Source organism: Capnocytophaga sp. oral taxon 338 str. F0234 (assembly GCF_000192225.1).
GTDB lineage: Bacteria > Bacteroidota > Bacteroidia > Flavobacteriales > Flavobacteriaceae > Capnocytophaga.
On record NZ_GL872413.1, the window covers coordinates 776,714 to 788,725 of the forward strand.

Below are 12,012 nucleotides of genomic sequence, written 5' to 3' on the forward strand. Positions count from 1 at the left end.
TATTATCCTACACATATATACTCATTGCTATTTAGGAATTATTTGTACCTTTGCCGCGTTTCAAATATAACTTAACACTATGAAACATTTATTTTATATATTATTGGCACTATTGTCTTCTGTTCCTGCGTATTCACAGATGCTATTTTCAGAAAATCTTACTATGACAATAGACAGCACCAAGACACTGCAAGGGAACCTCTTACCTGTCTTGGATTTCAAAACTGAAAAGGAAAATGTTCTCACTTTCAAAAACACGGCTAATCTCAACCTACTGATAAAGCATGATAGGGTTATCAATGTGATTAACAAATTTGAGTTTTCTACTTATGGCAACAAGGTGATCGTAAGTGGTGGATATATACATACAGAATACCGCTATCTGTTAGACCACGCTTTTGAGGTTTATCCTTATGTGGAATCACAATGGGCAGAAAGTAGGGGAATGAATAATAAGATTTCTACGGGCTTACAATCACGCTATCGGCTGGTAAATACTCACTCCTCTTTGATGTTTGCCGCAGTAGGATTATTCTTTGAATATGAAAAGTGGCAACACCCTGCTCCTGAGGGTACTGAGTCAGCTTATGCTTATAGTCGCAGTATTAAAAGCCATTTATCACTCAGTTTCAGGCATCAGTTGGGTGAACAATGGGAACTTACCACTACGGCTATTCATCAAACCAAACCCGATAGTACTTTTAAAGAAGCACGCTATGGAGGAGCTATTGACCTCAAATATAACATTACGCCTACTATAGGTATACGCGGAACCTACCGACTCATCTATGACACTGCTCCTATTGTACCGGTGAGAAAAGACTATAATACTATAGAAATAGGACTTGACCTTTCATTCTAACAGCATATTAAGCTAATTAACAAATTGATTTATTAACAATATGTTTACAATTCCTTATCTTGAATCCAAAGAGTTTTTCTATTTGGATGTATTCCTAAAATTGCTTCTAGGACTCTTAGCTATTGCCTTCATTATCAATAAGTCAGGAAAGGGCAATCTAGCACCAAGTCCAGCTATGGATCAGGTACAAAATTACGTATTAGGTGGAATTATTGGGGGAGTGATCTACAGCCCTTCGGTTACTATCTTTCAGTTTGCTATTGTATTGGTCATCTGGGCATTTCTTATCATTGGGTTACGCAAACTCAAGACCAAGAGTTCTGCCTTTAGGAGATTCATAGATGGAGCACCTGTGATTGTTATCAATTGCGGTAAGATAGATATAGCCGCTTGCAAGAAAGCTAAGATTACAGCACATGAACTTGCTTTCAAACTACGCAAAGAGGGAGTATACTACATCCGAGATGTCAAAAGAGCAGTGCTTGAGCAGAATGGGGAACTTATCATTGTATTAGCAGGAGAGGAGAATCCTAAATATCCTATCATTACTGACGGAATTATACAAAAGAATGTACTGGAAGATGTGGATAAAACTGAAGAATGGTTGCTTGAAAAGCTACAAAAACAAGGGTATAACAATACTTCAGAGATTTTCTTAGCGGAATATGAAAACGGACAAATAAAAGTTATCCCCTATACTGATTAGCTGATCTTTGCGTTTTCTCAAGAATTGGGCAAATTACCGAAATGTAATATAATTCTGTTGAAAAAGTTATGTTCATTTCACCAATAGTAGATATGGAGCGTATAATTTTGAATAGGAAAGAAAAATTCCCCGCTTATATAACTTACCAGCGGGGAGAAGTGCTTTATTTTATTTTTTCCTTGTAAAAGAATTTAGAATAAACTATACATTTGTTCTCTCTCTAAGTCTTCTATCCTTTTCAAAGAAATATCATAGTAGTTAGTCTCTAATTCGTAACCAATATATTTCCTATCATTCATAAGACAAGCAAGACCTGTACTTCCACTTCCCGAAAAAGGGTCTAACACGATTTGCCCTTCAAAGGTAATCAGTTTTACTAGGTGTTGCATAAGTTCCACTGGTTTTAAAGTAGGGTGATTATTATAAGTCTCTGCCTTTTGTCTAACTTTAGGTACTAAGAAAAACTTATCATATCCATCTTTAAAAGCCTCTACTCGTAGAATATTTGAAGGGACTCTACCCATAGGGTGAGGATTGTGTCCCACTTTTGTCTCTCCTTTCTCATAAGGAATATGTGTTTGTTCAATATTCAAGACGCCTGTTCCGTTCTTAATCACATTTTTGGCTATATTTTTCTCTGTAAGAATAGGTTTTTGTACTAAAATAATCGGTTCATAAGCAGGCTTCAAGGCTAATCCAGCTCCTTTGTATTTTTGTCCCAATTCAGAAGAGGGGGCTTTTCTATATTTTGGTTCATCAGTATAATAGTTATCTGCTCCGTCTTTTTTATAGCCTTGTACATAGTTGTATTTCCCTATAATCTGGCTTTCGACTCCCAATTCTTTGTCTATCTCCAAAGCAATATCCCTACTTTTGGGCATTCCATTGAGGTAAGACCAAAAAAGAACATCTTTTATAAGGAAACCACTATCTTCTAAATCTACCATTAAGCGATGCATAAGACGAATAGAAGAAAATACCAGCCCTTAACTTCCTTCCTTGAGTACTCTTAGGGTGTCTTCCCAGATCTCTCTTTTTGGTAAGTCTTTATCCCAATAATGATTTTGATAAGAGATACCATAAGGAGGATCAGTGATAAGAGCATCAATACTTTCATTCTCTAATTCACTCAGTCCATAACAGGATTTATTATATATCTTGTAATTCTTTGAGATCATCTATGCTAATACTTTTTACTATAATTAACCAATAAGGTATATACAAATTCTTTACCCTTGTCAGGAGGACAAATCACTTGAAACTGATATTCCTTTATCATTTTTTGGATAGAAATGGATTGTGTAGAACGACTTCCTTTTTTTCTTTGGGTTACCATTCTATACAAGTCTTTCCCCAACTGAGGATGCTGCCCATAGACCATAAATTGTAGATCATGCGCTCCTTTCCAAACACCCACTACTGTGAAAAGTCGTTTGTCGGAGAAAGCAAGTGCCTTTTCTTCATTGGTATCATTCCATGTTCCTCCCCAAGTCCCACTAGAGATAGAACACTGTTTTACCTCCAAGAATTCATTTACTTTACTCTTTTTAGCATCAAATCCATGTTTGTCCCAATTGAGTAAATCATACCCTAAATAGTTTGCTATGATAGCATCACGCACTGAATTGATAGTGGTATCTGTATCATAGATGTCAAACTTTTCTTGAAACTTATACAATTCACTTAAGGCATGAAACCCAAGTGTCCTAAACTCAACAGGTACAGATCTAAAGTCTCCTTTTTCAAATATATCTATCTATTCAATTTCTGTAATGCAAAAATACTAAATTGATGACCAACAACCAATGATAAAAAAATTCCCCGCTTATAGACTTTTTTACACTTGGAAAATGGCTATATATTGTTTGATTTTTGCGTTTACCAACTAACTAAAAGCCTATTCAAAGAGGGATTTCTCCAAAATATACGAACCAGATTTGTAATAATCTACAAAAGGTTATCATATTAATAAATAATCTCTTTTACTTATTTATTTCCAAAGATATTCTTCAAATGAACGATATATTCTCGCTTGTAGGCCTCAATCCTTTCAGGAGTGCCATTTTTTACTATATCATAAAAATGAAAACCTTCTAAAGGTGAGAGTCCCACAAACTTATTCATCTTGTGGAAACCAAATAGAACGCCTTTGTCTACAGATGTTTGCTCGAAAAAGTCATTCGGCTGAGTAAAAGCTCCTAATGGTGCATTCCACGTAGTGGTAACCATATATTTTTTACCTTGCATAAGTCCCCCCGTACCATAATTGATTTCAGGCTCTTCGTGCGAACGACCATCATTGGGGCAAATGATGTCCATTCCTGCAATAAATACCTCATCGATGTATTGCTTCAAGCCATAAGGCACCTGAAACCACCAAATAGGCGTATGATAGATAATCACATTGGCGCCTGCTATCTTTTCCGCTTCTGCTCTTGGGGCATATTTGTTATTTACACAAGTAGATTGCACCTGATAGCCCAATTCTTCAAGTGTTTGGGTCGTCCATTCTGTAATAGTGGCATTAAGGGCACCGCCTTCTCCGTGAAATTTCTGTCCTCCGTTGATAATAAAAACTTTTTTCATTTTTCTTTTATTTATAAATTCAGTGGCAAAAGTAATAAATAATTGACTAATGATCACTATCTTTGCATCTTAAAAATCACATAATATGGAATTGCAAGTAGGAAAGAGCTATCGCATAAAAAATGATATTTTCAGCTTTAAAGCGGGTGAAGTTTGGTCGTTAGTAGATGAGGGATACCAAGCGTACTTCGGCGAACACAATTTTGTATTCGTTAATGCCGAGAAAAATTGTCACTTTATGGTATTACGAAATACTTCCGATGAAGATATGGAAATAGGATGCCATTTGGATAGGTATTTTGAGGAAATTGAAGGGGATGATAATAATTTTATACCTTTGTCCTTAGATAAAAAAGACACTATGAAAATCTTAGTAATAGGCATAGGCGTTATAGGCTCTATTTACGGCTATGTGTTTTCTAAAGCAGGATACACAGTAACACATTACCTTAGAAAAGACAGTAAAAAGAATAACATACACACTTTAAACGTTCATATCTTGGACGGACGTGGACACAAGAAAGGACTTTCGTATACCGACAGCTATTCTATTGAGCACGCCACAGAAAAAGAGTATGATTTTATCTTTATTGCGGTACCTTCTGGAAAATTAGCAAGTGTGATAGAAGAACTCAATAAAGAGCATATTACAGGAACACTGCTCATTGCTTGTGGTATTTGGGAAGATAAGAATTATCTGGAAAAACTCTTAGGCAATCGTCCTTATGTATTGGGTTATCCCGTAGCAGGAGGCAACTTAGAAGGTGAGACCCTTAATGCTTGTCTGTTTGACCATTTTATGCTGGAGAGCAAAGCAAAAACTACTATTGATAATTATGACGATTTAGTAAAGCTATTTAGCGATTGCCATATAGCCTTAGAACACCCTTACGATATGCTCGAATGGATATGGTTACATCTGGCTATTAATGCGGGAGTTATTTCGGTAGCAAGTACTACAATGGAAAATTATAGCAATAATGCACAAACTACTGAGGCAGCCGAGAAGCTAATGCAGTCTGCCAAACTACTGAAGCAAGCCGTAAAATCGGTACGTGAAACGGTGAAGATAGTAGCCTCACGAGGGGTGGTACTAAAACACTACAACAACGAGTTACTACCTTACAAGTTGCCTACTTTTCTTTCAGCACCTTTGATGAAAAGAATGTTTGCCAACAATATCCTTACCCAAAAAATAATGACCCTTCACAACAACCTCCCCGACTTATTATATGTATGCAAGTGCGTGTATGAAGAAGGTAAGAAAAAAGGTATAGAAGCACCTTTGTTCTATAAAAATTGCAGCAAGTTACCAATCTAATAGAAAATTAGCAATAAAATGAAAAGACTACATCCTTTATTATTAGTCCTCCTTTGGGGGCAAAATATACTATGGGCGCAAAAAGCAGTATTAGTTAGAACACAATACGAAAGCTATGCCATAGACAATGAAACCGATTCACTACTCCCCGACAGAAAGGAGAGCCGTGAATACTATACCTTTTTGCGCTTCAACCGTAGAAAGGATACTTTATTTGTCCATCAAAAAGATACCCCAAAGGATATAGCGCAAAAAGATGCCTTTTCTTACTTCCTCACTACGAAAAAAATAGATGCCGATAAGCTACAACTACTTATAGGCGATAGAAATTACACCCATACACTTTTATTTTACGTTGAAAGTCCCAATATCATACGTGTAAATAGAGATAGTTATGTACTCAGTGATGAATACAACCACTTTCTAAAGAAGAAAATATTCAAAAAAAAGGATATTGCGACTATTTTAGATTTTTTAGACGACCAATTTGGGGATTATTTTATAGATACGGAAGTATTTATGATAAGCACTAAGGACAAATACAAAAAGAACCTAAAAATGCACGGTGGCACTATCATCAACGAAGCTGATACCACTGTTTATAGTACTTTATATGCAGCATACGATGATAAAGGTCTTCAGATGTTAGGAAGAGTAGATACTAACGAACCCCAACTACCTTTTTCACTTGACAAGAAAAGAAAATATATAGATGCTGATAAGCTCGTTTTCGAAATAGAGGAACAAACTCCCAAAAACAACGCCACTTATACCCAAGAAATCTATTTCTCAGGCGAAAAGTTTATAGAAAAAGGTGAATATACCCAATACGGACTTAATATAACTACGTTTTATACGGAAACTATAGAGAAAATAAAAAATAAGAAGTTTTTATTACTTTAATTATTTTTATTTTGTACCTTTGCAGAAAATATAAAATTACAAGTGTGGGAATGACTAATAAAAATACAGATTTTCAGAAGAGTATGGCAAAACTTGGTTTTGTTACAGATGATGATTGTTTGTATTTAACCACTAAAGATTATACTATTTTACCTGATCTACAAATTCAATTTCATATTGAAAAAGCTAAAGAATTTGCAGCCTCTGCTGTATATCTACGAAAACAACTCAATGGTAGCTATAAACCTCAAGTATATTTATTTGATTTTACTCATATCCCCTTTACAGAAGAAAAAGAACTGAATATATCAGAAATACAAACTAAAATTTGGAGTAGTGGTGAGGCTCCATTAGCTTGTTTCTTCTACAAAACAGAAATAAAAATAGTTGATTGCTCTCGTCATCTTACCGAAGATTACAAACCTCAATATCTTATAGAACATTTAGCATTAACAGCTAAAGCACATCAGTTATATAATAATCAATTTGCTATCAAAATCAAGAGTGGTATTTTTTGGGAAGAAAAAGAATTAAAAAATAAATTTAAATTTGGAAATTCTGCCTATGATACTTTAATCCAAAATATCCACTTTGTTATCAACAAATTGAAAGAACAGTTTGTTGATACAACTCCTCAATTGGCTAATAAAATCATTATACAAGCTATTCTTATAAAATATTTGGAAGAACGTATGGATAACAACGGAAATAAGTTGTTATCTGATAAATATTTTCAACCTTATGGATCGACTTCTTTTAACGAAGTTTTACGTCAAAAGGGAAAATTTGCTGATTTGCTTTCTGATTTAGATAAGCATTTTAATGGAAATGTTTTTAAATGGAAAGAAGAAGAGCAAGAAGAGCTTAGAAGATTAGATTTATCTATTGTTGCTCAACTTCTAAATACTGATAAAAAAGATTTATCTTCACAACAGCTTGAATTCGGATTTACTAATTGGCGATACTTTGAATTTAGTTTTATTCCTGTAGAACTTATAAGTAGATTATATGAAGAGTTTTTAGGAGAACAGAAAAAAGAAAAAGGATTGTTCTATACACCATCACATTTAGCTAAATTATTAGTAGATGAATGTTTGCCACTGAAAAACTATGAAGATTTTGATATAGCTAATTATAAGATACTCGATCCTGCTTGTGGCTCAGGAATATTTTTGGTAGTAGTTTTTAAACGTCTTGTACAAATTTGGAAGTTACAACACAATATGGCGACTCCTACTATAACCGACTTAAAAAAGTTGTTAAAAAATATTTATGGAGTAGATAAGGAACAACAAGCAATATACCTAACATCATTTAGTTTAAGTTTAGCTTTGTGCAATGAGCTTAACCCTATTACCATATTGAATGAATTGCGATTTGATAACTTAATAGGAAGTAATCTCATACATTCTGATTTTTTTGCCTGCAAAGAAATAGAAAACAAAAAATTCGACTTAGTTATTGGTAACCCACCCTTTGTAAGAGGGAAATTAGATAAAAAGCAGGAAATATGGAAGATTAATGATAAAAAGATTAAAATTCCACAAGGGCAAATAGCCCTTGGTTTTCTTACACAATCCTTTAATTACTTAAAGGAAGGGGGGCTCTTATGCTTAATTATCAAATCATCAGGACTTTTATATAATAGTACTTCAAATGATTTTAAAAAGATGTTGTTTGAGAACTATAACATTATTCAATTATTTGATTTTACAGCATTGGCACGAAATCGTTCTCTTTGGGAGAATGCTGATGTAGCTGCTGCAGCTATATTTGCTAAAAATGAAGCTCCTGATATACGAAAGAATATCTTACATCTCACTTTCAGAAGGACAAAAGCTACCATAGAGCGTATTGTTTTTGAAATAGATGATTATGATTTACATTTTATAAACCGACAAACAGCTATTGCTAATCCTTTTATATGGAAAAATAATTTATTAGGTGGAGGACGTATAAAAACACTTGTTGAAAGAGTAGGGAAATTGATTCTTTTTAAAAATTATTTAAAAGATAATAATTGTATTATAGGAGAGGGTTTTTTCTTGGGTAAAAAATCTAAACCTTCTAAATTTATTAAAAGTATAAAAATACTGCCTACAAAATCATTTAATGAAGAAAAAATTGATTATTCAGCTTTAGAAGAATTAGATGATGATATTTGTTTTGATAGACCTCTTAATGATAACCTTTTTAAAGCTCCTAATGTGATTATAAAAGAACATATTGGTAAGGATAAATTACCTATTTTCTACAATAAAATTAGTTTTCTATTTGGTCATAGATTTATAGGAATTGCATCTACTATAGGAGATAGAAATTTTCTTAAAGAAATTGTAGACAATTGTATTAATTTCTCTAACTTCTATAGATTCTATTTTATAACAACAAGTTCAGAAACAGCTATCAATAAAAATAATACTATTTTATTGAAAGATTTTAAAGAGTTGCCTGTTGTAAAAAATAAAAGTTTACTTTCAGATGTTGATTTGAATATAATCAATGATTGTCTCAACTTTAAGTATGACTTTTTAATTCATGGAGAAAACTCTAAAGCTTTACAACCTATTGCAAAGAAAGAGTTACAATCAGTACTATTGCATTATGGTATGGAGTTTTCAAGAGCTTTAAATGCTATTTATGGAAATGAAGAACGGCAATTTAGACTCACACAAGTAGTACAGCTTAAAAACTCATTTATTGCTACTGTTTTTAAATATGACAACTTAACAAATCCTGTTGAGTTTGTAAACGAAAACGCTATAAATATTGAAGAACTCAGTAATGAAAAACTCTCAGCACATCTATCCGCTAACAGAATTGTAAAATTATACCCTGAAAAGGATATGATTGTTTTTGTAAAACCTAATCAATACAGATATTGGCTATCACTCACTGCCTATCGAGATGCTGATAAATGTTTTTCTGATTTAATAAATACAGGATACTAATGATAGCCAACGAATATTCACCACTTACACAAACACCTACTTTATCTGTACAAAAAGGAAAAACACTTCAACTTATATACAAAGCAATGAATGAAGCTATATTGCCTTTTAGAAAAATAGTATTAGAACAAGATAATTTAAAGAAGCCTTTAAACGAAAATAAATATACTCAGATATTTGTAGAGCAAGTAGACGTATTTTTAAGACAATACCCCAATATAGGGGTGAAAAACCAATATTCAGATGTATTTTACAATACAAAAGGAGTGCCTGATTTTTATTTTCATAAGATAGAGGAAGGTTTTTATAATGAACCTATAATAGTTTGGGAGTCAAAAATGCTAAATACTCATACTAAAAAAGAGAGAAAAAAGGAATATGTAGTAGGCAATAATAACAATGGAGGTATAGAACGTTTTAAAAATGAAAAACACGGTAAAGGATTGAATGAATGTGGCTTGTTAGGCTTTGTAGAAGATGAAACTTTTGAACATTGGCATTCTCAAATTAATGAGTGGATAGAAGCTCTATCAAACACTGATAACAATTGGTATAAAGATGAAAAACTGCATATTACTGAACCACATAATGACTACTATCTACTGAAATCAAAGGTACATAGAACTAATAATAAACTAAATCTTACTCATTTGTGGATCACTGTTTATAAGAATAATTAACAAAATCCCCGCTCATAGTATTCTCTACGAGCGGGGAAATATTATTTTTGTTGGTTAGATAACCTGAGGGCTTCTGTCCAGAAAGCGTCTTCTTCGTCTATGTGTTCAGAAAATAACCAAACCTCTTGTATTTTGTCGTTCTCTACTCGATAGAGATCAATACCTCTCATTCGCATACTTTTGTCAAAAACAAAGACCTCAAAAGCGACGGCAGCAGCTACCAAAGGGTCGTTTTCGGTGATATAATCAATTTGGTCAATAGCAAAAGTGCCTCCACTGAGTTGCGACATTCTTCTCAAATGAGAGAATACAGCCTCTTTACCTTTATAGCTACCTGAAAGAGCTCCTTTCCCTGGTTGATGCCATACTAAATCATCGGCTAATAAACTGCCTACTTTCTCAAAATCTCCTTTAGCTAAGGAGATATAAAACTGATGTACGATTTCTGTTTTTGTCATTTTTATATGAATTTTTCTTTGTTATTTCACCGCAAAATTATACCTTTGTATCCAAGCACACAAGTACTTACGAGAAAGTAAGTACCTTACAAAAAAGTTAGAATTACTCAGTATCAAATAGAAAAAATATTGCGATGAACGAAAAAAATATTAACAAAGACTGTCCTGTATGGCGAACAATGCAAATAATGGGAAGCAAAAGGGCAATGCTTATACTGTTTCATCTCAGTCAGCGCACACATCGTTATGGGGAACTAAAGCGTGCCATTCCACAAGTGAGTGAAAAAGTACTTAATGAAGAACTAAAAACGCTCTGCACTCATCAATTAGTAGCAAAAGTGAGTTATCCAGAAGTACCCCCGCGAGTGGAGTATTCCCTTACCGATTTAGGTAAAGAAGCCTTACCTATCATAGAAGCAATTATCCGTTTTGGAAATGACCACTTGAAGAATAACTAATAAAAACCCTCCCCGCTCGTAGTATTACCTACTAATGGGGAGGGTGTTTTTTTATCCTAATTTGCGTGTTATTTCAGCGAAGAAAGAAGTGCTAACAATCGCTGGGCTTGCGCTTTGGCTTTTGCTTCTATATCCTCTTTGGTATAACCTGCATTTACTGATGTCCCGTGAAAATATAGAGGCTCTACATACTTCATCTGTGCATAATAAGCCGTTTGCGCTAAGTTCTTACAAAACTCGTATACTTTGAAATGGTGTTCTCCCAAAGTGTGATATTCACTTTCGGGTGCCCCAACGGTAAAACTTGGGATAAAATATTTCCCTTTGAGCTTATCTCCTTGTGAACCATAAGCAAACTGATACGTGAAAACCTCATCAAACCAATGCTTGAGTATCGCTGGCATATTATACCAATAAAAAGGATATTGAAAGATAACCTCTTGATGCTTGAGTAAGGCTTCTTGCTCCGCTTTTACATCTATTTGAAAGGTAGGGTATAGCGCTGATAAATTTCTGATTTCAAAATCTATGTCGCTACGAGAAAGCTCCTCTATGATAGCCTTATTAGCTATCGATTGGTCAAAATGGGGGTGTGCTAAAATTACTAATGCCATATCGAAATTATTTTTTAATTTTGGCGCAAAATTATAGTACAACTTTCAATCTGGCAATAACTATCTAAATAGATACTTTATAATTTCAACTACTATGGAAACAAAAATAGAGTGTACTGCCCCCAGCGTTCGCTTAGGAGAAAAAAACTATCCTTGCACCATTGCCGTAGCGATGGATTTGATAGGAGGAAAATGGAAAGCCGTGATTTTGTATCATCTTAAAGAAGGTGAAAAGCGATTTAGCGAATTGAGAAAAGACCTCTATTCGGTAACCGAAACTACGCTGAGTATCCAGCTAAAACAATTGGAAAACGACGGGCTTATTTCTAAAGTTGTCTATGGTGAAAAACCTCCTTTGGTGGCTATCTATTCACTCACCGACTTAGGGAAATCTTTTTTGCCCATACTCGATGCCCTTACCCAATGGGGAAATAAAATTGTGCTTGAAAAAGGAACTTTCCTAACGGAATAAA

The 12,012-nt window shown here is 34.0% G+C and carries 14 protein-coding genes; 8 read left to right on the forward strand and 6 right to left on the reverse strand.

What is annotated here, in order from left to right; all coding sequences use genetic code 11:
* The first annotated feature begins 79 nt into the window (after positions 1-79).
* Together HMPREF9071_RS03635 and HMPREF9071_RS03640 are read left to right on the forward strand one after the other, a co-directional pair.
* Complete coding sequence (locus HMPREF9071_RS03635; RefSeq protein ID WP_009745218.1) at positions 80-862, forward strand: DUF481 domain-containing protein; 783 nt, start codon at positions 80-82, stop codon at positions 860-862.
* Between the two features lie 40 nt (positions 863-902).
* Positions 903-1,568 carry a DUF421 domain-containing protein gene (locus HMPREF9071_RS03640; protein ID WP_009745219.1) on the forward strand — a complete coding sequence of 222 codons (666 nt, stop codon included), beginning with the start codon at positions 903-905 and terminating at the stop codon, positions 1,566-1,568.
* Positions 1,569-1,759: 191 nt separating this feature from the next.
* On the opposite strand, the gene HMPREF9071_RS03645 is transcribed toward HMPREF9071_RS03640, so the two are convergent.
* From HMPREF9071_RS03645 to HMPREF9071_RS03655, 4 genes are all read right to left on the reverse strand, one after another.
* Complete coding sequence (locus HMPREF9071_RS03645) at positions 1,760-2,515, reverse strand: site-specific DNA-methyltransferase (RefSeq protein WP_009745220.1); 756 nt, start codon at positions 2,513-2,515, stop codon at positions 1,760-1,762.
* A gap of 39 nt (positions 2,516-2,554) precedes the next feature.
* The gene (locus HMPREF9071_RS12360) at positions 2,555-2,746 is read right to left on the reverse strand and encodes a modification methylase HindIII (protein ID WP_009745221.1); all 192 of its coding nucleotides are present in this window, start codon (positions 2,744-2,746) and stop codon (positions 2,555-2,557) included.
* A gap of 5 nt (positions 2,747-2,751) precedes the next feature.
* Positions 2,752-3,246, reverse strand: a complete 495-nt coding sequence (locus HMPREF9071_RS03650) for a hypothetical protein (protein ID WP_009745222.1) — start codon at positions 3,244-3,246, stop codon at positions 2,752-2,754.
* Positions 3,247-3,554: 308 nt separating this feature from the next.
* Positions 3,555-4,154: an NAD(P)H-dependent oxidoreductase gene (locus tag HMPREF9071_RS03655; protein ID WP_040357987.1), complete on the reverse strand. Its 600-nt coding sequence runs from the start codon at positions 4,152-4,154 to the stop codon at positions 3,555-3,557.
* An 85-nt stretch (positions 4,155-4,239) separates the two neighbouring features.
* On the opposite strand from HMPREF9071_RS03655, the gene HMPREF9071_RS03660 reads away from it, so the two are divergent.
* Genes HMPREF9071_RS03660 through HMPREF9071_RS03675 form a run of 4 tightly spaced genes read left to right on the forward strand, consistent with a single transcriptional unit; the run spans position 4,240 to position 10,009 of the window.
* Entirely contained in the window at positions 4,240-5,475 is a 1,236-nt protein-coding gene (locus tag HMPREF9071_RS03660; RefSeq protein WP_009745224.1) for a ketopantoate reductase family protein, read from the forward strand.
* Between the two features lie 18 nt (positions 5,476-5,493).
* Entirely contained in the window at positions 5,494-6,378 is an 885-nt protein-coding gene (locus HMPREF9071_RS03665) for a hypothetical protein (RefSeq protein WP_009745225.1), read from the forward strand.
* A 50-nt stretch (positions 6,379-6,428) separates the two neighbouring features.
* Entirely contained in the window at positions 6,429-9,329 is a 2,901-nt protein-coding gene (locus HMPREF9071_RS03670) for a class I SAM-dependent DNA methyltransferase (RefSeq protein ID WP_009745226.1), read from the forward strand.
* A complete protein-coding gene (locus tag HMPREF9071_RS03675; protein ID WP_009745227.1) occupies positions 9,329-10,009 on the forward strand; it encodes a hypothetical protein in 681 nt (226 codons plus the stop codon). The genes HMPREF9071_RS03670 and HMPREF9071_RS03675 overlap by 1 nt, the downstream gene beginning before the upstream one ends.
* Before the next feature lie 41 nt (positions 10,010-10,050).
* Here HMPREF9071_RS03675 and HMPREF9071_RS03680 read toward each other — a convergent pair whose 3' ends face one another.
* Positions 10,051-10,467, reverse strand: a complete 417-nt coding sequence (locus HMPREF9071_RS03680) for a nuclear transport factor 2 family protein (RefSeq protein WP_009745228.1) — start codon at positions 10,465-10,467, stop codon at positions 10,051-10,053.
* 134 nt (positions 10,468-10,601) lie between these two features.
* On the opposite strand from HMPREF9071_RS03680, the gene HMPREF9071_RS03685 reads away from it, so the two are divergent.
* Entirely contained in the window at positions 10,602-10,925 is a 324-nt protein-coding gene (locus HMPREF9071_RS03685) for a helix-turn-helix domain-containing protein (protein WP_009745229.1), read from the forward strand.
* A 68-nt stretch (positions 10,926-10,993) separates the two neighbouring features.
* Here the strand turns inward: HMPREF9071_RS03685 and HMPREF9071_RS03690 are convergent, their stop codons facing one another.
* Complete coding sequence (locus HMPREF9071_RS03690; protein WP_009745230.1) at positions 10,994-11,539, reverse strand: NAD(P)H-dependent oxidoreductase; 546 nt, start codon at positions 11,537-11,539, stop codon at positions 10,994-10,996.
* Positions 11,540-11,633: 94 nt separating this feature from the next.
* Here HMPREF9071_RS03690 and HMPREF9071_RS03695 point away from each other — a divergent pair, with 94 nt between their 5' ends.
* The gene (locus tag HMPREF9071_RS03695) at positions 11,634-12,011 is read left to right on the forward strand and encodes a helix-turn-helix domain-containing protein (RefSeq protein WP_009745231.1); all 378 of its coding nucleotides are present in this window, start codon (positions 11,634-11,636) and stop codon (positions 12,009-12,011) included.
* The last annotated feature ends 1 nt before the right edge of the window (position 12,012 follow it).

Excerpts from the sequence above, each read along its gene's own strand:
- HMPREF9071_RS03635 (WP_009745218.1), top strand. The coding sequence starts at position 80 with ATGAAACATTTATTTTATATATTATTGGCACTATTGTCTTCTGTTCCT.
- HMPREF9071_RS03640 (WP_009745219.1), top strand. The coding sequence starts at position 903 with ATGTTTACAATTCCTTATCTTGAATCCAAAGAGTTTTTCTATTTGGAT.
- HMPREF9071_RS03645 (WP_009745220.1), bottom strand. The coding sequence starts at position 2,515 with ATGGTAGATTTAGAAGATAGTGGTTTCCTTATAAAAGATGTTCTTTTT.
- HMPREF9071_RS12360 (WP_009745221.1), bottom strand. The coding sequence starts at position 2,746 with ATGATCTCAAAGAATTACAAGATATATAATAAATCCTGTTATGGACTG.
- HMPREF9071_RS03655 (WP_040357987.1), bottom strand. The coding sequence starts at position 4,154 with ATGAAAAAAGTTTTTATTATCAACGGAGGACAGAAATTTCACGGAGAA.
- HMPREF9071_RS03660 (WP_009745224.1), top strand. The coding sequence starts at position 4,240 with ATGGAATTGCAAGTAGGAAAGAGCTATCGCATAAAAAATGATATTTTC.
- HMPREF9071_RS03665 (WP_009745225.1), top strand. The coding sequence starts at position 5,494 with ATGAAAAGACTACATCCTTTATTATTAGTCCTCCTTTGGGGGCAAAAT.
- HMPREF9071_RS03670 (WP_009745226.1), top strand. The coding sequence starts at position 6,429 with ATGACTAATAAAAATACAGATTTTCAGAAGAGTATGGCAAAACTTGGT.
- HMPREF9071_RS03675 (WP_009745227.1), top strand. The coding sequence starts at position 9,329 with ATGATAGCCAACGAATATTCACCACTTACACAAACACCTACTTTATCT.
- HMPREF9071_RS03680 (WP_009745228.1), bottom strand. The coding sequence starts at position 10,467 with ATGACAAAAACAGAAATCGTACATCAGTTTTATATCTCCTTAGCTAAA.
- HMPREF9071_RS03685 (WP_009745229.1), top strand. The coding sequence starts at position 10,602 with ATGAACGAAAAAAATATTAACAAAGACTGTCCTGTATGGCGAACAATG.
- HMPREF9071_RS03690 (WP_009745230.1), bottom strand. The coding sequence starts at position 11,539 with ATGGCATTAGTAATTTTAGCACACCCCCATTTTGACCAATCGATAGCT.
- HMPREF9071_RS03695 (WP_009745231.1), top strand. The coding sequence starts at position 11,634 with ATGGAAACAAAAATAGAGTGTACTGCCCCCAGCGTTCGCTTAGGAGAA.